The organism is Escherichia sp. B1147, assembly GCF_001660175.1.
GTDB classification, from domain to species: Bacteria; Pseudomonadota; Gammaproteobacteria; order Enterobacterales; family Enterobacteriaceae; genus Escherichia; species Escherichia whittamii.
Genome location: NZ_LFHY01000013.1, coordinates 1 through 19,978, shown reverse-complemented (window position 1 = coordinate 19,978; position 19,978 = coordinate 1). Strand labels below are relative to the sequence as shown.

At 49.7% G+C, this 19,978-nt stretch carries 17 protein-coding genes; 7 read left to right on the top strand and 10 right to left on the bottom strand.

Annotated features, from left to right (window positions below; genetic code table 11):
• The first annotated feature begins 55 nt into the window (after nucleotides 1-55).
• The gene (gene selO, locus A9180_RS12735) at nucleotides 56-1,492 is read left to right on the top strand and encodes a protein adenylyltransferase SelO (RefSeq protein ID WP_064529116.1); all 1,437 of its coding nucleotides are present in this window, start codon (nucleotides 56-58) and stop codon (nucleotides 1,490-1,492) included.
• Between the two features lie 3 nt (nucleotides 1,493-1,495).
• On the opposite strand, the gene hemP is transcribed toward selO, so the two are convergent.
• The 3 genes from hemP to ppsR all read right to left on the bottom strand — a co-directional run bounded on the left by hemP (nucleotide 1,496) and on the right by ppsR (nucleotide 3,855).
• Entirely contained in the window at nucleotides 1,496-1,687 is a 192-nt protein-coding gene (hemP, locus tag A9180_RS12730; protein ID WP_064529115.1) for a hemin uptake protein HemP, read from the bottom strand.
• Nucleotides 1,688-1,818: 131 nt separating this feature from the next.
• Complete coding sequence (aroH, locus tag A9180_RS12725) at nucleotides 1,819-2,865, bottom strand: 3-deoxy-7-phosphoheptulonate synthase AroH (protein WP_064529114.1); 1,047 nt, start codon at nucleotides 2,863-2,865, stop codon at nucleotides 1,819-1,821.
• Nucleotides 2,866-3,021: 156 nt separating this feature from the next.
• The gene (gene ppsR / locus A9180_RS12720; RefSeq protein WP_000368046.1) at nucleotides 3,022-3,855 is read right to left on the bottom strand and encodes a posphoenolpyruvate synthetase regulatory kinase/phosphorylase PpsR; all 834 of its coding nucleotides are present in this window, start codon (nucleotides 3,853-3,855) and stop codon (nucleotides 3,022-3,024) included.
• Between the two features lie 331 nt (nucleotides 3,856-4,186).
• Between ppsR and ppsA the strand changes: the two genes are divergently transcribed.
• From ppsA to A9180_RS12690, 5 genes are all read left to right on the top strand, one after another.
• Nucleotides 4,187-6,565 (top strand): phosphoenolpyruvate synthase, encoded by a 2,379-nt coding sequence (ppsA, locus tag A9180_RS12710; protein ID WP_064529113.1) that lies wholly within the window; start codon nucleotides 4,187-4,189, stop codon nucleotides 6,563-6,565.
• Between the two features lie 489 nt (nucleotides 6,566-7,054).
• Complete coding sequence (locus tag A9180_RS12705) at nucleotides 7,055-8,455, top strand: anion permease (protein WP_064529112.1); 1,401 nt, start codon at nucleotides 7,055-7,057, stop codon at nucleotides 8,453-8,455.
• A gap of 35 nt (nucleotides 8,456-8,490) precedes the next feature.
• A complete protein-coding gene (locus A9180_RS12700) occupies nucleotides 8,491-9,450 on the top strand; it encodes a 2-hydroxyacid dehydrogenase (protein WP_064529111.1) in 960 nt (319 codons plus the stop codon).
• 10 nt (nucleotides 9,451-9,460) lie between these two features.
• Complete coding sequence (locus A9180_RS12695) at nucleotides 9,461-9,940, top strand: YhcH/YjgK/YiaL family protein (protein ID WP_064529110.1); 480 nt, start codon at nucleotides 9,461-9,463, stop codon at nucleotides 9,938-9,940.
• Between the two features lie 12 nt (nucleotides 9,941-9,952).
• Nucleotides 9,953-10,696 (top strand): SDR family oxidoreductase, encoded by a 744-nt coding sequence (locus A9180_RS12690; protein ID WP_064529109.1) that lies wholly within the window; start codon nucleotides 9,953-9,955, stop codon nucleotides 10,694-10,696.
• A gap of 50 nt (nucleotides 10,697-10,746) precedes the next feature.
• On the opposite strand, the gene fadK is transcribed toward A9180_RS12690, so the two are convergent.
• The 5 genes from fadK to A9180_RS12665 are packed head-to-tail and all read right to left on the bottom strand — an operon-like array spanning nucleotide 10,747 to nucleotide 15,801.
• Nucleotides 10,747-12,387, bottom strand: a complete 1,641-nt coding sequence (gene fadK, locus A9180_RS12685) for a medium-chain fatty-acid--CoA ligase (RefSeq protein ID WP_064529108.1) — start codon at nucleotides 12,385-12,387, stop codon at nucleotides 10,747-10,749.
• A gap of 56 nt (nucleotides 12,388-12,443) precedes the next feature.
• A complete protein-coding gene (locus A9180_RS12680) occupies nucleotides 12,444-12,737 on the bottom strand; it encodes a ferredoxin family protein (protein ID WP_000081086.1) in 294 nt (97 codons plus the stop codon).
• Entirely contained in the window at nucleotides 12,734-14,023 is a 1,290-nt protein-coding gene (locus A9180_RS12675; RefSeq protein ID WP_064529107.1) for an FAD-dependent oxidoreductase, read from the bottom strand. The genes A9180_RS12680 and A9180_RS12675 overlap by 4 nt, the downstream gene beginning before the upstream one ends.
• 55 nt (nucleotides 14,024-14,078) lie before the next feature.
• A complete protein-coding gene (locus A9180_RS12670; RefSeq protein WP_064529106.1) occupies nucleotides 14,079-15,017 on the bottom strand; it encodes an electron transfer flavoprotein subunit alpha in 939 nt (312 codons plus the stop codon).
• Nucleotides 15,018-15,036: 19 nt separating this feature from the next.
• Nucleotides 15,037-15,801, bottom strand: a complete 765-nt coding sequence (locus tag A9180_RS12665) for an electron transfer flavoprotein (RefSeq protein WP_064529105.1) — start codon at nucleotides 15,799-15,801, stop codon at nucleotides 15,037-15,039.
• Nucleotides 15,802-16,116: 315 nt separating this feature from the next.
• Between A9180_RS12665 and A9180_RS12655 the strand changes: the two genes are divergently transcribed.
• A complete protein-coding gene (locus A9180_RS12655; RefSeq protein ID WP_064529103.1) occupies nucleotides 16,117-17,028 on the top strand; it encodes an AraC family transcriptional regulator in 912 nt (303 codons plus the stop codon).
• 43 nt (nucleotides 17,029-17,071) lie between these two features.
• Here the strand turns inward: A9180_RS12655 and A9180_RS12650 are convergent, their stop codons facing one another.
• Both A9180_RS12650 and A9180_RS12645 read right to left on the bottom strand, forming a co-directional pair.
• Complete coding sequence (locus A9180_RS12650; protein WP_064529102.1) at nucleotides 17,072-18,223, bottom strand: acyl-CoA dehydrogenase; 1,152 nt, start codon at nucleotides 18,221-18,223, stop codon at nucleotides 17,072-17,074.
• Between the two features lie 13 nt (nucleotides 18,224-18,236).
• Nucleotides 18,237-19,832, bottom strand: coding sequence for an acyl CoA:acetate/3-ketoacid CoA transferase (locus A9180_RS12645; RefSeq protein ID WP_064529101.1), 1,596 nt, complete (start codon nucleotides 19,830-19,832; stop codon nucleotides 18,237-18,239).
• Nucleotides 19,833-19,978 lie beyond the last annotated feature (146 nt).

Genomic DNA, 19,978 nt, shown 5'->3' with positions numbered 1-19,978 from the left:
GTTTGCTGGTGTTTAAGGCGAGAGTAACCGTCTACACTATCAAACAGGAGGATCTATGACCCTGTCTTTTATTACCCGCTGGCGTGATGAATTGCCGGCTACATATACATCGCTTTCCCCTACGCCTTTAAATAATGCCCGGTTGATTTGGTATAACGCCGAACTGGCCAATACGCTGGGTGTTCCATCATCGCTGTTTGAAAGCGGTGCGGGTGTCTGGGGCGGCGAAACTTTACTGCCGGGCATGTCACCACTGGCCCAGGTCTACAGTGGTCACCAGTTTGGTGTATGGGCGGGGCAGCTTGGCGACGGCCGCGGCATTTTACTCGGCGAGCAACAGCTTGCCGACGGCACCACCATGGACTGGCATCTGAAAGGTGCGGGGCTGACGCCTTATTCGCGGATGGGCGATGGACGTGCGGTTTTACGTTCAACGATCCGCGAAAGTCTTGCCAGTGAGGCAATGCATCAGCTGGGCATTCCGACAACGCGCGCCTTGAGCATTGTTACCAGCGACACACCGGTTTACCGGGAGACGGTCGAATCAGGCGCGATGCTGATGCGCGTAGCGCAGAGTCATTTGCGATTTGGCCACTTTGAACACTTTTACTATCGTCGGGAACCGGAAAAAGTTCGCCAGCTTGCTGACTTTGCCATTCGTTATCACTGGCCGCATCTTCAGGATGAAGAGGATAAATACCGCCTCTGGTTTACCGATGTTGTCGCTCGTACGGCTTCGTTAATCGCCAGCTGGCAGACAGTCGGCTTTGCACATGGTGTGATGAACACGGATAACATGTCGCTTCTTGGGCTGACGCTGGATTACGGTCCATTTGGTTTCCTCGATGATTATGAACCGAGCTTTATTTGTAATCACTCTGATCATCAGGGACGTTACAGCTTTGATAATCAACCTGCCGTCGCGTTGTGGAATTTACAGCGTCTGGCGCAGACATTGTCGCCGTTTATCACAGTCGACGCGTTAAACGAGGCGCTGGACAGCTATCAACAGGTTTTGTTGACGCATTATGGAAAACGTATGCGGCAGAAGCTGGGCTTTATGACGGAGCAAAAAGAGGATAACGTGTTACTGAATAAATTGTTCAGTCTGATGGCGCAAGAGCGCAGCGATTATACTCGCACATTCCGCATGCTGAGTCTGACCGAGCAGCACAGTGCGGCTTCACCACTGCGTGATGAGTTTATTGATCGTGCGGCATTTGATGAGTGGTTTACGCGTTATCGGGCGCGTTTGCAGCAAGACGGAGTTGCCGATAGTGAACGTCAGCAACTGATGCAGAGCGTTAACCCTGCGCTGGTATTGCGAAACTGGCTGGCGCAACGGGCGATAGAAGCGGCGGAAAAGGGCGATATGACGGAATTACACCGTCTGCATGAGGCGTTGCGAAATCCTTTCAGCGACAGAGATGATGACTATGTCAGCCGCCCACCGGACTGGGGAAAACGGCTGGAAGTGAGCTGCTCGAGTTAAAGGCTACTTGGTCAGCAGCAACTTGCCAGCCTGAGTTTTACGGAGCAGATATTCTTGCCCGTCATGATCAATAATCAGTTTACCATCCGGACCTAACAGTGTCTGGCTGGTAATTCGCCGGATGGGCTGCGGGGAAGGGGCCTTGCGATTTGCATCCGTTTCAGTCGTGAGTTTGCTGCTATCCGTATAATGCATAAAAATTAATAATAATTAATATAACAATGATTTTTATTATCAATATTATGACGAGCCAGAGCAAGTAGTAATTTGTTGAGAAGACAACAAGTTGCGGAGAAATGCCCATTCTGTCAGGAATGGGCAATGACTTAGAAGCGGGTATCTACCGCCGAGGCGAGTTTTTCCACCAGACGTTCAGTATCTTCCCAACCTAAACAAGGATCGGTAATCGACTGACCGTAGGTGAGCGGCTGACCGCTGACGATTTTTTGTGTACCTTCGCGCAAGAAACTTTCTGCCATAATTCCGGCGATCGCCGTGGAGCCATTGCGGATTTGTTGGCAAACATCTTCACAGACTTCTAACTGACGGCGGTGCTGCTTTTGGCAGTTACCGTGGCTAAAATCCACCACCAGATGTTCAGGTAAATCAAACTCATGCAACGTATCGCAGGCTGCGGCGATATCATCGGCATGGTAGTTCGGTTTTTTGCCGCCACGCATAATAATATGGCCGTATGGGTTGCCGCTGGTCTGATAGATAGTCATCTGACCATTTTTGTCCGGGGAGAGGAACATGTGGCTGGCGCGGGCAGCGCGGATAGCATCCACGGCAATCCGCGTGTTGCCATCAGTGCCGTTTTTAAAACCTACCGGACAGGAGAGTGCTGACGCCATTTCACGGTGGATCTGGCTCTCGGTAGTACGTGCGCCAATTGCGCCCCAGCTGATTAAGTCCGCAATAAACTGACCGGTCACCATATCGAGAAACTCGGTTGCGGTGGGCACGCCCAGTTCATTTACCTGCAAAAGTAGTTTGCGAGCCAGTTCGAGGCCGTGATTTACGCGATAGCTGCCGTTTAAATCCGGATCGGAGATTAGCCCTTTCCAGCCGACAACGGTACGCGGTTTTTCAAAATAGGTGCGCATTACAATTTCCAGCCGTGACTGGTGCTGGTTGCGCAACACCTGCAGACGGGTGGCATACTCCATGGCAGCGGTGAGATCGTGGATCGAGCAGGGGCCAATAATGACCAATAGCCGCTTGTCTTCACCATTCAGTATTTTTTCAATTCTGCGGCGGGAATCAATGACATGGTTGGCGACGCCAGGCGTTACGGGATACCGTAGCGCGAGTTCGGCGGGCGTGACCAGGCTCTCGATACGCGCAGTACGGAGTTCGTCAGTTCTGTTCATTACAAGTCTCAGAAATTTGTTGCTTCAACGGCAGGGACGCCAAGAAGTGATGCGCATCACGATAAACCAATCCCTGCTGATTTCAAGTGCGAGGCAGGCAACACTTCGCTCAATTGACGGCATAATAACAAAAAAACGAACTCTTATACTAGTTCTCTAGTACATTCTCCGGCTAAGGCCCATGATATCGAGGATCTTGGTGGCAATCTCTTCTACCGAATAATTGGTACTGTTAATCCACGGAATCTGATTTTTACGGTACAACGCCTCCACTTCCGCGACCTCCATTCGACACTGGCGAAGCGAGGCGTAGCGGCTATTCTCCCGACGCTCTTCGCGAATCGCCGCCAGACGCTCCGGGTCGATAGTCAGGCCGAACAATTTATGCTGAAGCGGTTTGAGCGACGCTGGTAGCACCAGATTATCCATGTCATCGGCAATAAAGGGGTAGTTTGCCGCGCGGATACCAAACTGCATCGCCAGATACAGGCTGGTGGGGGTTTTACCACAACGAGAGACACCGAGTAGGATCACCTGAGCCTGATCCAGATTGCGCAGCGAAATACCGTCGTCATGGGCGAGGGTGTAATCAATTGCTGCAATGCGCGCATCATATTTATTGAGATTATTAGGGTTCAGGCCGTGGGTTCGGTGAGCAATCGGCGTCGGGTCCAGTTTCATTTCTTGCTGGAGAGGAGCAACCAGCGCCTGCACAATATCCTGGCAAAAACCTTCGCTTTGCAAAATGATGGCGCGGATTTCTGGTAGCACAATGGAGTAAAAAACCAGCGGGCGCACACCCGTCTGGTGATAAATTGCGTCAATCTGATCCTTCACCGCCCGAGCACGGCTCTCATTTTCGACAAACGGCAGCGTAATACTGCTGATAGTAACGGGAAATTGTGACATCACTGCGTGTCCTAATACCTCCGCAGTTATAGCCGTACCATCAGAAATATAAAAAACGTGGCGATCAACAGCATTATCCATTTTGTTCTTCCCGTGATGCAGACATAATTCTATGAAAGCATAAATTAAAAACGCACAGAAGCGTAGAAAGTTATGCCAGGTTTATAAAATGAAACTTCAATTTTATATTTTATGAAAACAGTATTTCATTTTTACGCTTTCATTTATACCGATGGTTTATGTGGAAATTACCGAAGATAGCGGATTTGCGCAACGCTGGGATCAGTCTTAAAAAGTAAAAAATATATTTGCTTGAACGATTCACCGTTTTTTTCATCCGGTTAAATATGCAAAGATAAATACGCAGAAATGTGTTTCTCAAACCGTTCATTTATCACAAAAGGATTGTTCGATGTCCAACAATGGCTCGTCACCGCTGGTGCTTTGGTATAACCAACTCGGCATGAATGATGTAGACAGGGTTGGGGGCAAAAATGCCTCCCTGGGTGAAATGATTACTAACCTTTCCGGAATGGGTGTTTCCGTTCCGAATGGTTTCGCCACAACCGCCGACGCGTTTAACCAGTTTCTGGACCAAAGCGGCGTAAACCAGCGCATTTATGAACTGCTGGATAAAACGGATATTGACGATGTTACCCAGCTTGCGAAAGCGGGCGCGCAAATCCGCCAGTGGATTATCGACACTCCCTTCCAGCCTGCGCTGGAAAACGCCATCCGCGAAGCCTATGCACAGCTTTCCGCCGATGACGAAAATGCCTCTTTTGCGGTGCGTTCCTCCGCCACCGCAGAAGATATGCCGGACGCCTCTTTTGCCGGTCAGCAGGAAACCTTCCTCAACGTTCAGGGGTTTGACGCCGTCCTCGTGGCAGTGAAACATGTCTTTGCTTCTCTGTTTAACGACCGCGCCATCTCATATCGTGTGCATCAGGGGTACGATCACCGTGGTGTGGCGCTCTCCGCCGGTGTTCAGCGGATGGTGCGCTCTGACCTCGCATCTTCTGGGGTGATGTTCTCCATTGATACCGAATCCGGTTTCGACCAGGTGGTATTTATCACTTCCGCATGGGGTCTTGGTGAAATGGTGGTACAGGGGGCGGTTAACCCGGATGAGTTTTATGTGCATAAACCGACGCTGGCGGCGAATCGCCCGGCTATCGTGCGCCGCACCATGGGGTCGAAAAAAATCCGCATGGTCTACGCGCCGACCCAGGAACACGGCAAGCAGGTTAAAATTGAAGACGTACCGCAGGAACAGCGTGACATCTTCTCGTTGACCAACGAAGAAGTGCAGGAACTGGCAAAACAGGCCGTACAAATTGAGAAACACTACGGTCGCCCGATGGATATTGAGTGGGCGAAAGATGGCCACACTGGCAAACTATTCATTGTGCAGGCGCGTCCAGAAACTGTGCGTTCTCGCGGTCAGGTTATGGAGCGTTATACGCTGCATTCACAGGGCAAGATTATCGCCGAAGGCCGCGCTATCGGTCATCGCATCGGCGCGGGTCCGGTGAAAGTCATTCATGACATCAGCGAAATGAACCGCATTGAACCTGGTGACGTGCTGGTCACTGACATGACCGACCCGGACTGGGAACCGATCATGAAGAAAGCGTCAGCCATCGTCACCAACCGTGGCGGGCGTACCTGTCACGCGGCAATTATCGCCCGTGAACTGGGTATTCCGGCGGTAGTGGGCTGTGGTGATGCGACCGAACGTATGAAAGACGGTGAGAACGTCACCGTTTCCTGTGCCGAAGGTGATACCGGTTACGTTTATGCTGAACTGCTTGAATTCAGTGTGAAAAGCTCCAGCGTGGAAACCATGCCGGATCTGCCGTTGAAAGTGATGATGAACGTTGGTAACCCTGACCGTGCGTTTGACTTTGCCTGCCTGCCGAACGAAGGCGTAGGTCTGGCGCGTCTGGAATTTATCATCAACCGCATGATTGGCGTACACCCCCGCGCACTGCTTGAGTTTGACGACCAGGAACCGCAGTTACAAAATGAAATTCGCGAGATGATGAAAGGCTTTGATTCTCCGCGTGAATTTTACGTTGGCCGTCTGACCGAAGGGATCGCGACGCTGGGCGCCGCGTTTTATCCGAAACGCGTCATTGTCCGTCTCTCTGACTTTAAATCCAACGAATACGCCAATCTGGTGGGCGGTGAGCGTTACGAGCCGCATGAAGAGAACCCGATGCTGGGCTTCCGTGGCGCGGGCCGCTACGTTTCTGACAGCTTCCGCGACTGCTTCGCGCTGGAGTGTGAAGCGGTGAAACGTGTGCGCAACGACATGGGGCTGACCAACGTAGAAATCATGATCCCGTTCGTGCGTACCGTTGACCAGGCGAAAGCGGTGGTTGAAGAACTGGCGCGTCAGGGGCTGAAACGTGGCGAGAACGGGCTGAAAATCATCATGATGTGCGAAATTCCGTCCAACGCCTTGCTGGCTGAACAGTTCCTTGAATATTTCGACGGTTTCTCTATCGGCTCAAACGACATGACACAGTTGGCACTCGGTCTGGACCGTGACTCCGGCGTGGTGTCTGAACTGTTCGATGAGCGCAACGACGCCGTGAAAGCATTGCTGTCGATGGCTATCCGTGCTGCGAAGAAACAGGGCAAATATGTTGGCATTTGCGGTCAGGGTCCATCTGACCACGAAGACTTTGCCGCCTGGTTGATGGAAGAGGGGATCGATAGCTTATCCCTGAACCCGGACACCGTGGTGCAAACCTGGTTAAGTCTGGCTGAACTTAAGAAATAAAATATAACCCCGGCGGCGTTCAGTCGCCGGGTCCATTTTTATATCCCCACCTTTTAACAACCTGCTTCAGACAAACGTGCTCGTGCAATATAAAAAGCTTCCTGACATCATCTGAATAATTGGCTGGTGTTCTATCTGATTTCAATTCGTTTGCGATCCTCTCCACAGATTAATTCTCGATACCGTTTTTTCTCAAAGCCGAATGTGACCACTCGTCATTTTCCTTAAGCATATGCGTAATTTTTTCGTCCAGAGTTCGTTGGATTGCACGAAGTCACTGGTGAGTCCCGTTTTTATACTGTCTTCAACCACAGCATAAAAAGGGATATGGTCATGAAAAATTACCGCACCGTTATTCAGACATAAGCGCAGATTATGTAATTCAGAGAATTTATTCGAACTAAAACCGATTTTCTGATTTGTCTGGCTGTACAGAAAACAGGATAAATTCCCTCCGCGAGCGGTGGGAAACAGCTACAGGGATTGCATATGAGTTGCTATTTGAAAGTCCTGATTTGTGCGATTGTCGCACTCGCTATTTGGTTTTTCCCCGTCCCCGACGGATTAACACCCTTAACTTGGCACATTCTGGCAATATTCATCACCACTGTGGTGGCGTTTATTCTGCAACCGTTGCCGGTAGGCGCTATCGCATTAATAGCCATCAGTTTTATTATGCTTACCGGCATGATGAAAACCAGCGAAGCCTTAAAAGGTTTCAGCAGCACCACGGTATGGCTTATTGTCGCCGCATTCCTGTACGCGAAAGGATTCATCAAAACGGGGTTAGGGCGGCGTATCGCCTATTTGCTGATTCGCGGATTCGGCGGCAGCTCGTTGCGTCTCGGTTATACATTGGCGTTAAGCGATATGATTATTGCGCCAGCTACGCCATCAAATACGGCCCGAGCCGGTGGGATTTTGTTCCCGATTGTTCGCAGTGTCTCTAACAGCTTTGGATCTGAACCGGATCAGGGGCCGCGTAAAATTGGCGCTTATCTGATGCAAACAGTGTTCCATTCCAACTGTCTCTCATCCTCTATGTTTATGACAGCCAGCGCGCCTAATGCGCTGATTGTGTCTCTGGCAGCCAGCACTTTATTTGTCGATATCTCATGGGGGATGTGGACACTAAGCGCACTGGTGCCGGGGATTATTGCTTTTATCACCATGCCGCTGGTTATTTACAAACTCTACCCGCCAGAGATTAAAAAAACGCCAGAAGCTAAAGCGTTGGCACAGGAAGAGCTTATCAAAATGGGGCCGGTAACCCGCGATGAGCGAGTGACGATTGGCATTTTCCTGCTTTCATTGTTGGCCTGGAGTACCTCGAAATGGACAGGACTGGATGCGACGGCTGTCGCGCTTTCTGGTGTCTGTTTAATGTTGATGACCCGGATTATCACCTGGCAGGATGTGCAGTCAGAGAAGGGGGCCTGGGACATTCTGGTTTGGCTGGGCGTCATGATCTGTATGGCAGATAAGCTCAATCAGCTTGGCCTGTTCAAATGGTTTGCCGTCACAACCTCGGCTCTGTTCACCGGCATTCCATGGGAGATAACGTTGACGGTATTGCTGATAGTTTACTGCTATTCCCACTATTTCTTTGCCGGAAGTACGCCGCATGTAGTAGCGATGTATGCCGCTTTTGGCAGTGTCTCCGTTGCTGCTGGCGCACCGCCGATGATGGCGGCTCTGTCACTGGCGTTCGTCACTAACCTGATGAGCGGCATTTCGCATTATGGCAACGGACCTGCAGTGATCTATTACGGCGCAGGCTATGTCTCGCAACGAGAATGGTGGCGGCTGGGCTTTATCATCATGTTGTTGAACATTGTCATCTGGTTCGGACTGGGGGCGGTGTGGTGGAAAATTCTTGGCCTGTGGTAAGTGGCCTGCGGCAAACATCAATCAAGGAATAGTGTATGAACTTAAAAGATATTCAAGTGGCGATCGTCGGCAAACTAAGTGACCGCTTAATGGCTAAAGTTGAATCTACCTTCACCGCATATCGCCTGTGGGAACTGACCGACGCAGACGCTTTTTACACGCAAATCGCGCCGGATATTCAGGCGCTGGTGACCAGTGGTAATCCGGTAATGGGGGCTTCTCGGGCGCTAATTGAAAAATTTCCGAATCTGAAAATTATTGCCAGCAACGGTGTAGGTTATGACCCTATTGATATCGTGGCTGCCAGGGAGCATGGCATTATCGTCACCAACACCCCCGGTGTACTTAATGACTGTGTCGCTGACATTGGCATGGCGTTGTTACTCAATGTTGCCCGACGTATTAACATTGCCGATCGTTATGTTCGTGACGGTCGTTGGCCAAACGAAGGGCGTTTCCCAATGGCGACGAAAGTGAGTGGTAAACGTTGCGGAATTGTTGGCCTGGGGAACATTGGTAACGCTGTAGCCCGCCGTGCAGCAGCATTTGAAATGGAAATTCACTATTTCGACCTCAAACCGCATAACAAACCTGAATGGACGGCGCATGATTCGTTGGTTTCTCTGGCGCAAGCGGTGGACTTCCTCGTTCTGACGCTGCCAGGCGGCGCGAGTACGCGCGGCGTTATCGACAAAACGGTGCTGCAGGCTCTGGGGAAAACCGGGCATTTGATCAGTATTTCCCGGGGATCAGTGGTGAACGAAACCGATCTGATTGATGCTCTGCAAAATAACATCATTGCTGGTGCGGCACTGGACGTTTATGCCAACGAACCACATGTACCAGAACAATTAATGTCGCTGGATAACGTTGTCCTTACGCCACATATCGCCAGTGGTACGAGCGAAACATTTAATGCGATGGCGGATTTGGTTTTTGATAACTTACAGGCTTTCTTTAGCGGACAGCCAGTTATTACCCCTGTTACTCAATAAGGCGGAAAATATGATTTATGGTGATATCGCGTATCTTAGTGAACAACAAAAGCGGACATTTCATCCTGTCATCGCTCGTGTCATTGAGTATCTTTCACAACATGATCTGAATAGTGTTCCTGTGGGGGAGAAGGTTTTTATTCAGGATGACTCAATATTTTATACTGTGGTTGAACTGATGACTAAACCACTACATGAATGCCGACCGGAAGTTCATCGTAAATATCTTGATGTCCATTTCTTAATTGCCGGAGAAGAGCGGATTTGTGTGGATTTTGATGATGGAAAAAATTCGGTTGTAGAAAGTCACCTGGGCGACCGTGACGTTATTTTTTATGCCGATGAACGTATTAATGATCGAGTCATCACTCTGACGCCAGGTCAGTTTGTGGTGGTCTTCCCGGAAGAAGTGCATCGGGCATGTTATAAAATTGATAACGTGGAAAAAATCAAAAAAACAGTCGTTAAAATCGACATGAGTTTATTATAGGCGGAGCTGGCTATGACAAAAATTGCCCTGGTGACGGGGGGAAGTAAAGGCATCGGCTACGCAGCAGCAAAGGCACTCTATGACATTGGATATACTGTTATTGTTGCCGCGCGTAATGAAGAAACCTTACAGCAATGTGCACAAGGATTAGCCAAAGAACGGTTTATTCCTCTGGTTGCCGATGTCACGGATGAGTCTGCCGTTTTCGCGCTATTTGCCGAGATTAAGGCTCGTTTTGGTCGACTGGATCTCTTGTTCAATAATGCGGGCAATAATAGTCCGGCAAAAAGTATAGAAGAGATTGAGTTTTCTGAGTGGACACGCGTGTTTAACGCCAATATTCACTCGACATTTTTGTGTTCGAAAGAGGCGATTAAAATCATGAAAGCGCAGCAGCCAATGGGAGGACGTATTATTAACAATGCGTCAATTTCTGCACTGACACCGCGCCTTTATACTGCGCCATACACGGCGTCGAAACATGCTGTCACCGGGTTGACCAAGGCCATTTCCCTGGATTGTCGCAAATTTAATATCGCTTGCGGGCAAATTAATATCGGCAATGCTGAAACAACATTATCGAATCGGATGCGTAAGGGCGTTTATCAGGCAGATGGCGCTATTAAAGCGGAAGATATGATGGATGTTGCTGATGTCGCAGCGGCCATTCAGATGATGGCCCAGTTGCCAGTTACCACGAATGTGCTGGAAATAACGATTATGGCAAATAATATGCCATATGTCGGACGTGGTTAATTGAGATTGAATAAAGCACCTTACGTATAAGGTGCTTTATTATTTACGGTTTATGCCTCAACGCATGTTTGCTCCAGCCGTTGAAGAATATCTTTCCTTAATAAAAATTTTTGTATTTTACCGGAGGCAGTGCGCGGCAGTTTTTCGATCACCACGATATGTTCAGGGTATTTATATTTTGCGACCCGTTTACGGCTAAAAAATGCCACTACATCTTCCAGTGATAATGAATGATGCGGTGCTTTAAGCACTACATAGGCGCATGAACGTTCACCTAAGCGTTCATCGGGCATTGCAACCACACAAGCATCGTGAATTTTAGGATGCTGCAATAGAATATCTTCCACTTCACGGCTACTAATATTTTCACCGCCGCGGACAATAATATCTTTCTTGCGTCCGGTTATTTTTATATAGCCAGCCTCATCCATGCGGCAGAGATCGCCACTGTAATACCAGCCTTCATCATCCAGCGCACGGGCGGTTAATTCAGGTTCATCAAAATAACCCATAAACACATTGGGGCCACGCGAAGCCTCTTCGCCTTCGCAACCTGGTGGTAAGGTCTTGCGTGCGTCATCGACCACTTTAATTTCCACGCCAGCGGCGGCAAAACCATCGGTGTGCATAAAACGCGACAAAGGATCGTCAAGATTCACCACCGCATGCGGCGAACTTTCTGTTGAGCCATAAACGCTTAATAATTTAATGCCGCGCTGTTGGCATTCACGCGCCACTTTTTTGGGGATTGTGGTGCCACCGCAAAGAAAGAAACGCAGTGCTGAAAGGTCCGCAGGCTGTTTTTCCAGTAAATTAAGCAAATCATAGACAAATGGCGTGGCGCCGAGCATGCAGGTACAACGCTGCTGCTCAAGTAACGAGAGACAGGCTTCTGGGGTAAAAAGATCTAACAACACGCTGCGAGCGCCAATCAAAAATGGTGCCGTTACGCCATGCAGAAACCCCGTTGCGTGACCGAGTGGTGCAGGCATCATAAAGACATCCAACCAGGTCAGGTTCAGCCGTGCACAATAAGCCCGCTCGCTGGCGAGAATATTATTATGCGTCAGCATCACACCCTTTGGCATGCCCTCAGTTCCGGAGGTAAACAGCACCGCTGCTAATTCATCGCCGTGGACCGATGTTGCGACGGCAAGCGGGGGATTGTCGGCAATTATCTGACTTAACGAGAGAGAAGAAGTGGCGGGGGCCAGTTTGTCAACGCCGACAATTTGTTGTAGCTGTGGAAGCTGATTTTGTAGCGGGAGGATTAAATCTACCGGGCGCGTTTGTTTAAATAACGTCGGTGCAAAAAACATTTTTGCCTGACACTTATTAAGCACCCACACCAGTTCAGCTTCTCGCCAGGAAGGCAACAACGGCACGGAAACCGCACCGGTTTTCAGGCAGGCAAGATAGATAACAGTAAATTCACACCAGCCAGGCAGTTGAAAAGCGATGCGATCGCCCGATTCAATACCGTTAGCCAGTAACCAGCTTGCCAGACAGTTCGCAGCGTGATCGAGTGCGCTATAGGTGTACGATGTGCCATGATTATCGACAACGGCTATTTTGTCTGGCATCGCGCGTGCAGTCTGCTGCCAGTAGTCGGCCAGCGAAGCATCGCCCCACAATCCTTGTTGTCGATAGGCTGCACGACGCTGCGCGTTAAACGTTAATGTCACTTTCATTTTGGGCTCTCGAAACAGAACGTCAGGCCCGACGTGCGGGCCTGTGGGATGCGTGATTAGCCGTAACGGAAATCAATACCGAAGGTGCCTGCGGGGTATTGCCATTGTTCGAGAATAGTGTTGCCGCACAGCACCCGACAGGTGCCGCACTCCAGACAACCGGCGGAATCAAAATGAATGTTTCCCGCGTCATCCTGCTTATACAGTCCGGCAGGGCAGGCTTTCATTAATTTTTGAAATTCATTGATGTCGGGATTTGCCGCCAGAATGATGTGCGGGTGGCCCTCATCAACATGGAATTTATTGACGCCTAATTTAACGTCAACGTTGACCGTAGCGTTCTGGCTCATAGCGCGGTTGCTCCCTTAATGCCATCTTTCAGCAAGTTGATCAGCCCGATTTTCTTCGCATGTCCGAGAATCATTTTTCGTACCGGCTGGTTTGGTTTGCCGTCAATGGTGAACATATCGTTCATGATGTCGGCGACCATGCGCGGATACTGACTAAACAGGCGCGGGTTTTCCATCAGCGCCGGGATCTTGCGAAAATGCTGCATATCGCGCATAACGCAACTTTGTTCCAGCTCGTTTTTGTATTGCGCCAGACTGCTGGTAGAGAAATCCGCGCGTTCTTTGGCGGCGATCACCGTTGTGGCGGCAGCCTGTGCCGATGCGATGGCTAAATCCATTCCGCGAACCGTAAAACCCAGATTGAGGCAGAAACCGGCGGCATCACCGACGATCATCACACCATCGTTAACCAGCTGCGGTACCATCGCCAGACCGCCTTCCGGCACCATATGCGCGGAATATTCAAGCAGTTTGCCACCGCTAATCAGTGGGCGAATGGCGGGGTGTTGTTTAAAATCCTCCAGCATTTGCGGCACGCTTTTTTGCGCATGGGCGATATCTCCCAATCCGCAAACCAGACCCAATGAGATGGAATCGTGATTGGTGTAGAGGAATCCGCCGCCCATCAGGCCGTCAGAAGGGGAACCGGCAAACAGCCAGGCGGCACCTTCCTCGCCCGTAACATTAAAGCGATCGCTGATTTGCTCTGGCGTGAGGCCAATAACCTCTTTAACACCAACAGCGTAATGATGCGGATCGGAGGCGGGAACCATTCCCAACGAACGGCCAAGCATCGAGTTAACGCCGTCAGCCAGAATCACCACATTGGCTTCGAGAATATCATCCCCGGCCTGGACGCCAGTGACCTTGTTACCTTCACGCACCAGCGCATCAACGCGAACGCCCGGGATAAACTGCGCGCCCGCCTGTTCGGCTTGTTCCATCAACCACGGGTCGAGACGATTGCGCAATACGGTATAAGAAGCGTGTTGCGGAACATCTGGTTGCTCGCGGTGAAAATCGAGGGTAACGGCGCTTTCTTCGGTTAAGAAGGAGATTTTCTCGCGTGTAACTTTGCGTTCTACCGGTGCTGATGCAGCAAAGCCTGGGATGATCGCTTCAAGCGTGTGGGCATAAAGACGCCCGCCGGTCATATTTTTACATCCGGCACTGTCGCCGCGTTCTATCACCAGGACATCCAGTCCGGCTCGCGCCATCACCAGTGCGGCAACGCTACCGGCAACGCCCGCACCGACCACAATGGCATCAAATTTGTCATCCGACATGCGTTATGCTCCCTTCCCGCTGCGTTAACAGCGGGAGATGTGGTTGAAAGGGGAATTAGCGACTCAACTGGCTAATCAGGGCAGGGACGACTTTGTAGATATCGCCCACCAGACCGTAGTCGGCATAGTTGAAGATTGGCGCGTTTTTATCTTTATTGATGGCGACAATCACTTTTGCGCCGTTGCCGCCAACCATATGTTGGATCTGCCCGGAGATCCCAAGCGTCAGGTAGAGATCGGATTTCAGCAACACGCCGGAGACACCGATATAACGTTCACGCTCCATCCAGTTCTCGCCTTCGGCAATTGGGCGTGAACAACCGACTTCAGCATTGAGTACCGCCGCCAGTTCATGAACCATTTTCAGGTCATCCTGTGCTGCCAGACCACGACCGACACCAACCACGCGTTTTGCTTTGCTCAGATCCACGCTGCTTGCCGCTTTCGCACGGCGTTCGCGACAGAGAATTTCATGACGCGGAGCAACGTAAGGCACCGTTTCTGTCGGACACTGATGAGAGGCGTCACCGGAGCTCGGTTCCTGGACACCGGAGGCAAGGGTAATTATCGCCAGCGGGCTGGTGATCTTTTCCTGGGCGAACGCAAGCCCGCCATACATACGGTGCTCGGCGCAAACGTGACCGTCGACCACATCAACTGCAGTAGCATCGTTCACCAGCGCCGCGTTCAGTTGCACGCTTAAGCGCGCAGCCAGAGCTTTACTGCGTTTCGTCGCGGCCATCAGTAACATCGAGGAGTGTGTATCTTTCAGCAGGGCAGCAATGCTTTCAGCGTAATTTTCAGTGCGTTGCAGAGCATTGTTCTGCTCAAGAACATAAATACATTTTGGACCATAAGGCATAACCGCCTGCGCCTGGTCGGTATTTTGTACAATGGCATACACCTGTTGGCCCCATTGCTGCGCGCCGCTAAACAGTTCGGCATAACGTTCAGGATTATCGCTAAAGACCCAGACGCTGTTTAATTGACTCATCGTTTCTTCTCCGTAGGCTTTAGTTCAGGGCTTTCTTCAGATGTTCCGCCAGCTCGGCAATGGCTTCCGGCGAATCGTTATCGAGAATGATGTGTTTGCGTTCTGTTTGCGGCGGTACGCGAACGCCGATCAGTTCGGCAAGAGGCGCGACCTGATTCCAGCCAATATCATTCGCCTGCCACTGATTTACTGGTTTTTTACCCGCGCCGAGAATGGCTTTCATCGAAGGAATGCGTGGCACGTTAATATCCGAGGTGACGCAGAGCACGGCTGGAACAGAGAGTTCAATAACTTCAACTTCCTCTTCCAGAGCGCGTTCGATAATCAGACTGTCGCCCTGACGTTGAATGGCGCTGACTGCGTTAATTACCGGAAGCTGCAGAATTTCCCCTACCAGTAAACCAACCTGTTGGGCATAGAGATCGCCAGAACCTTCACCGAAGATCAGTAAATCGAAGCCGATCTTTTCTGCTGCTGCCGCCAGCGCCTTTGCGGTATCGAGAGGCAGCGCGTGCTCAAGTTGGGCATCCTGCACCAAATACAGGCTGTGCGGCCCGCGGGATAACACGTCTTTACGCACTTTTGAGTTCTGTAACAATGAACCGCCAACGGTCAGTGCGGCTATCTCATCATCATCCGTTGCAAGCTGGCTTGCGGCTTCAATGGCATTGAGATCGAACTGGCTAATTTTGGCGTCGGCATTGTCGAAATTGAGGGTGTACTCGGGAGTGACAACAATGTCCTGTTCTTCAGGCACCAGCTTAAAGCAGGTTATTATTTTCATGATTTCTCCTGTGGGTCGCATACGGAACCATCTCCGATGGAAGGTAAAAATTGCCTGAAAATAGTGTGCGATAGCAGGAAGGTGTTTTCGACGGAGCAATCTGTTTTCCTTGCAAACAATCTTGCAAAAAAAATGCGATCGTTAAAACAAAAGCACAATAAGCGGCAATATTATGCCGTCGTGGACGTACTATCTTGCATTCAGTGTAAATAATCTTGTTTAGCTCTCGCTAAACGCAGTTGTATAAGCGCAGTACACACCGTATTTTATCCGGCATATATTGCTTTTGCTTGCTTATGGAATAGGGAGGTTGTCATGTATCAACGCTGTTTTGATAATGCCAGCGAAACGTTGTTTGTCGCCGGTAAAACACCACGACTTTCGCGCTTTGCCTTTAGTGACGATCCTAAATGGGAGTCGGGACATCACGTTCATGATAATGAAACCGAGCTGATTTATGTTAAGAAAGGTGTGGCAAGATTTACCATTGATTCTTCGTTATATGTGGCACATGCCGATGACATTGTAGTGATAGAGCGTGGCAGACTGCACGCGGTGGCCTCAGATGCTAACGACCCGGCAACGACCTGTACCTGTGCGTTATACGGTTTTCAGTTTCAGGGCGCAGAAGAAAATCAGTTACTGCAACCGCATTCTTGCCCGGTAATTGCCGCAGGGCAGGGAAAAGAGGTTGTTAAAACGATTTTTAATGAATTAAGTGTGATTTTACCGCAAAGTAAAAATAATCAGACATCTTCGTTATGGGATGCATTTTCCTATACGTTAGCGATTCTCTATTACGAAAACTTTAAAAATGCCTATCGTTCGGAGCAGGGATATATTAAAAAAGATGTTCTGATAAAAGATATCCTTTTTTATCTTAATAATAATTACCGCGAAAAAATCACTTTAGAACAGTTATCGAAAAAGTTTCGTGCCAGCGTCAGTTATATTTGCCATGAATTTACTAAAGAGTATCGTATTTCTCCCATCAACTATGTGATTCAACGGCGCATGACCGAAGCAAAATGGCTGCTGACTAATACCGATTTGTCGCAGGCAGAGATCTCCTGGCGTGTGGGTTATGAAAATGTCGACCACTTTGCCAAACTGTTTTTGCGCCATGTCGGCTGTTCGCCCAGTGATTACCGCAGGCAATTTAAAAACTGTTTTGCGGAACAAGAAATATTATCTGAATTTTCTGAACCTGTAAGTCTTGCAGGGTAAATGTGGCGGCGCAGTTTTTATCTGAAGCTGCGCCGCCTGAAGATTATTTATTCTGGTAATCTTTCAGGATCTGCCGACCTGCAACGTAAATCATAATCTCGTCAGTACCACCGCCAATCCGTTCACAGCGAACATCACGCCAGAAGCGGGAGACACGCGCCTCATCGGTATAGCCAAGACCGCCCATGATTTGTATCGCATCGTCAATGACTTCCATCGCGGTACGCGCGCAGTACAGTTTTGCCAGCGCCGCACTGGTGCGCAGTGACTGATGCTGGTCAGCTTGCCACGCTACTTTCAGCACCATGTTGCGCATGTTGTCGATCTTAATCGCCATCAGCGCCAGTTTTTCCTGGATCATCTGGTTATGACCAATTGGCTTACCAAAAGCGATACGCTGGTTGGCATAGCGGGCAGCATCTTCAAATGCACATTCGGCAAAGCCGGTGCTGCGCGCGGCGTTAATCAGGCGTTCCATCTCAAAGTTGTACATCACATTGAGGAAACCCATTCCTTCTTCGCCCACCATGTCGCTCTCTTCAACTTCCACGTTGTCGAGATAAACTTCGCAGGTACTGAGCATATGCCAGCCGATTTTATGCAGCGGATTGATCTTAATGCCAGGCTTACTGGACTCGACCCACCATAGGGTGAAGGCTTTTTTCGGATCTTTCGGTTCTGGATCGCGCGCCAGCACCAGCATATACGGGTACTCTTTCGCACCGGTGATGAAGGTTTTCTGTCCGTTGATGTAAACCTTGCCATTTTTACGCGTGTAAGTGGTGGTGGCGCTGTTGTTATCTGAGCCAGCGCCTGGTTCCGTCAACGCCAGGGCATAGGCGGGGTCGCCGGTTTCCAGGGTACTTTCTGCCGTTTTACGTAGCTGCTCCTCAGAACCGAAACGGCGCATGCTGTGAATACACTGACCGTTGGTAATCAAAAACGCCGGCGCACCGCATTTTGACACTTCCATCAGCGCCAGCATCTGAGTGACGTAATCTGCAGGGATGCCGCCGAACTCTTCCGGCACACCAAGCATAGAAATGCCGTTATCCGCCAGCGCCCGCATAAACTCACGCGGATATATACCGTTTTGATCGCAGGTGCGGAAATACTCTTCCGGAAAGTTAGTCGTAATCAGTTCGCGAATACTGGCCAGCAGCAGTTCTTGTTCTTCAGTTAAAGAAAAATCCATCGTGATACTCCTGTTAATGAGCCGCTTCAGGCAGGACAAAGCCCATCGCCGCATCGATAAATAATCTTTCGTCCATCAGTTTTAGTTCTGGCGAAATAACTGGGGTGAAATCCATTTTGTCGAGAATATCTTTTTGTAAATCGACGCCAGGGGCGATTTCGATTAAATGCAGGCCGTCTTCTTTCAGCGTGAATACAGCTCGTTCGGTGATGTAACGAACATCCAGCCCCCGTTCGAGTGCGATTTTTCCGCTGAAAGTGATTTCCGGTAGTTCACGGATAAATTTATTTACCCGTCCTTCCTGGACGATATTTAATTTACCATCGGCAATTTCTGTTTTTAGACTGCCCGCAGTTAACGTGCCGCAGAAAATGATTTTCTTCGACGTGGCGCTGATATCAATAAATCCACCAGTACCCATGATCTTGCCATTGAATTTATGCACGCCGACGTTACCGTGCTGGTCGACTTCGGCAAAACTCAAATAACAGACATCCAGACCACCGCCGTGGTAAAAATCGAACTGGGAAGTCATATCCAGAATGGCGCGGGTATTCACGTTCGCGCCAAAGGCGATACCTTGCGAAGTAATACCGCCAATTGGGCCAGTTTCCACCGTCAGAATAAAATCATCAGCACAACCTTCTTCCCGGGCGACCAGGCCAATACCGTCGGCAATGCCGACACCGACATTCCCCACTGCACCTTTGCGCATTTCAAACAATGCGCGCCGCGCGACTAATTTACGCTGATTAAGAGGCAAACTAAGTTTGGTACTGTCATCCAGGGTGAAGTCACCAGAAATAAAACGATTAACTGGTGCACCGCCATACAGTTGGGTTTGGTCCGGATCGACCACCACAATATCAATAAGATAACCTGGAATACGGACAGCTTTAGGATGCAACGTGGCTTTCTTAACCATCTTCTGCACCTGCATCATCACGATACCGCCGTTATTGTGCACCGCCTGGGCAATCACTAAGGCGTCGAGATACATCACTTCATCTTCAAAGGTAGCGTAGCCTTCGCTGTCGCAGGTGGTGGCGCGAATAAAGGCAATATCTGGCGCGATCGCTTTGTAATAGAGATATTCTTTATTATCAAACTCGACCAGTTTAATCAGATCTTCTTTGGTTACTTCATTCAGTTTTCCGCCTTGTTGGCGAGGGTCGACAAACGTTCCGATACCAATATCGCTAATAATTCCTGGCTGGTGGGCAGCAGCAGCGCGCAATGTTTGAGTGAGCACACCTTGTGGATAGTTATAGGCAACAATTTTATTTTGTTCTGCGAGTTCAGAAATACGCGGTGATTGTCCCCAATGGCCGCATAATGCCCATTTCACCAGGCCTTCTTGCGCCAGCGGGCTAATACCACGATCGGCGCGATCGCCAAGTCCTGTAGGGCTAATAATCGATAAATTACGTGGTGTCTGGGTTTGTTTATATTTCTCAGCAAGTGCGGTAATTAATGTGGTGGCCTCCAGAATACCGCCACCAGCACCTAATACACAAAGCGTTGCTTCGTCGGGAATATAACTTACCGCTTCCTGTGCCGACAGGACCGGCACTCGTCCATTAATACGAGGTGGTTTTACAGGTTTCATTATTTTTTCCTTATTCAGGTGTGAATATCTCTGCGCAAGATATTAAAAATAGCGCACAGACACCCACAGAATATTTTTATAAAATATTCTTTAATAATACTGTTTTTAATACGGCGGGGAAGGGTACTCCCGCCCGGACGGTATTT

Bases quoted from the DNA above. Each gene is read 5' to 3' on its own strand.
- hemP (WP_064529115.1), bottom strand. From the start codon at position 1,687: ATGCATTATACGGATAGCAGCAAACTCACGACTGAAACGGATGCAAAT.
- A9180_RS12700 (WP_064529111.1), top strand. From the start codon at position 8,491: ATGAACTTAAAAGATATTCAAGTGGCGATCGTCGGCAAACTAAGTGAC.
- fadK (WP_064529108.1), bottom strand. From the start codon at position 12,387: ATGAAAGTGACATTAACGTTTAACGCGCAGCGTCGTGCAGCCTATCGA.
- A9180_RS12695 (WP_064529110.1), top strand. From the start codon at position 9,461: ATGATTTATGGTGATATCGCGTATCTTAGTGAACAACAAAAGCGGACA.
- A9180_RS12665 (WP_064529105.1), bottom strand. From the start codon at position 15,801: ATGAAAATAATAACCTGCTTTAAGCTGGTGCCTGAAGAACAGGACATT.
- selO (WP_064529116.1), top strand. From the start codon at position 56: ATGACCCTGTCTTTTATTACCCGCTGGCGTGATGAATTGCCGGCTACA.
- ppsR (WP_000368046.1), bottom strand. From the start codon at position 3,855: ATGGATAATGCTGTTGATCGCCACGTTTTTTATATTTCTGATGGTACG.
- aroH (WP_064529114.1), bottom strand. From the start codon at position 2,865: ATGAACAGAACTGACGAACTCCGTACTGCGCGTATCGAGAGCCTGGTC.
- A9180_RS12655 (WP_064529103.1), top strand. From the start codon at position 16,117: ATGTATCAACGCTGTTTTGATAATGCCAGCGAAACGTTGTTTGTCGCC.
- A9180_RS12675 (WP_064529107.1), bottom strand. From the start codon at position 14,023: ATGTCGGATGACAAATTTGATGCCATTGTGGTCGGTGCGGGCGTTGCC.
- A9180_RS12650 (WP_064529102.1), bottom strand. From the start codon at position 18,223: ATGGATTTTTCTTTAACTGAAGAACAAGAACTGCTGCTGGCCAGTATT.
- A9180_RS12705 (WP_064529112.1), top strand. From the start codon at position 7,055: ATGAGTTGCTATTTGAAAGTCCTGATTTGTGCGATTGTCGCACTCGCT.
- A9180_RS12690 (WP_064529109.1), top strand. From the start codon at position 9,953: ATGACAAAAATTGCCCTGGTGACGGGGGGAAGTAAAGGCATCGGCTAC.
- ppsA (WP_064529113.1), top strand. From the start codon at position 4,187: ATGTCCAACAATGGCTCGTCACCGCTGGTGCTTTGGTATAACCAACTC.
- A9180_RS12645 (WP_064529101.1), bottom strand. From the start codon at position 19,832: ATGAAACCTGTAAAACCACCTCGTATTAATGGACGAGTGCCGGTCCTG.
- A9180_RS12670 (WP_064529106.1), bottom strand. From the start codon at position 15,017: ATGAGTCAATTAAACAGCGTCTGGGTCTTTAGCGATAATCCTGAACGT.
- A9180_RS12680 (WP_000081086.1), bottom strand. From the start codon at position 12,737: ATGAGCCAGAACGCTACGGTCAACGTTGACGTTAAATTAGGCGTCAAT.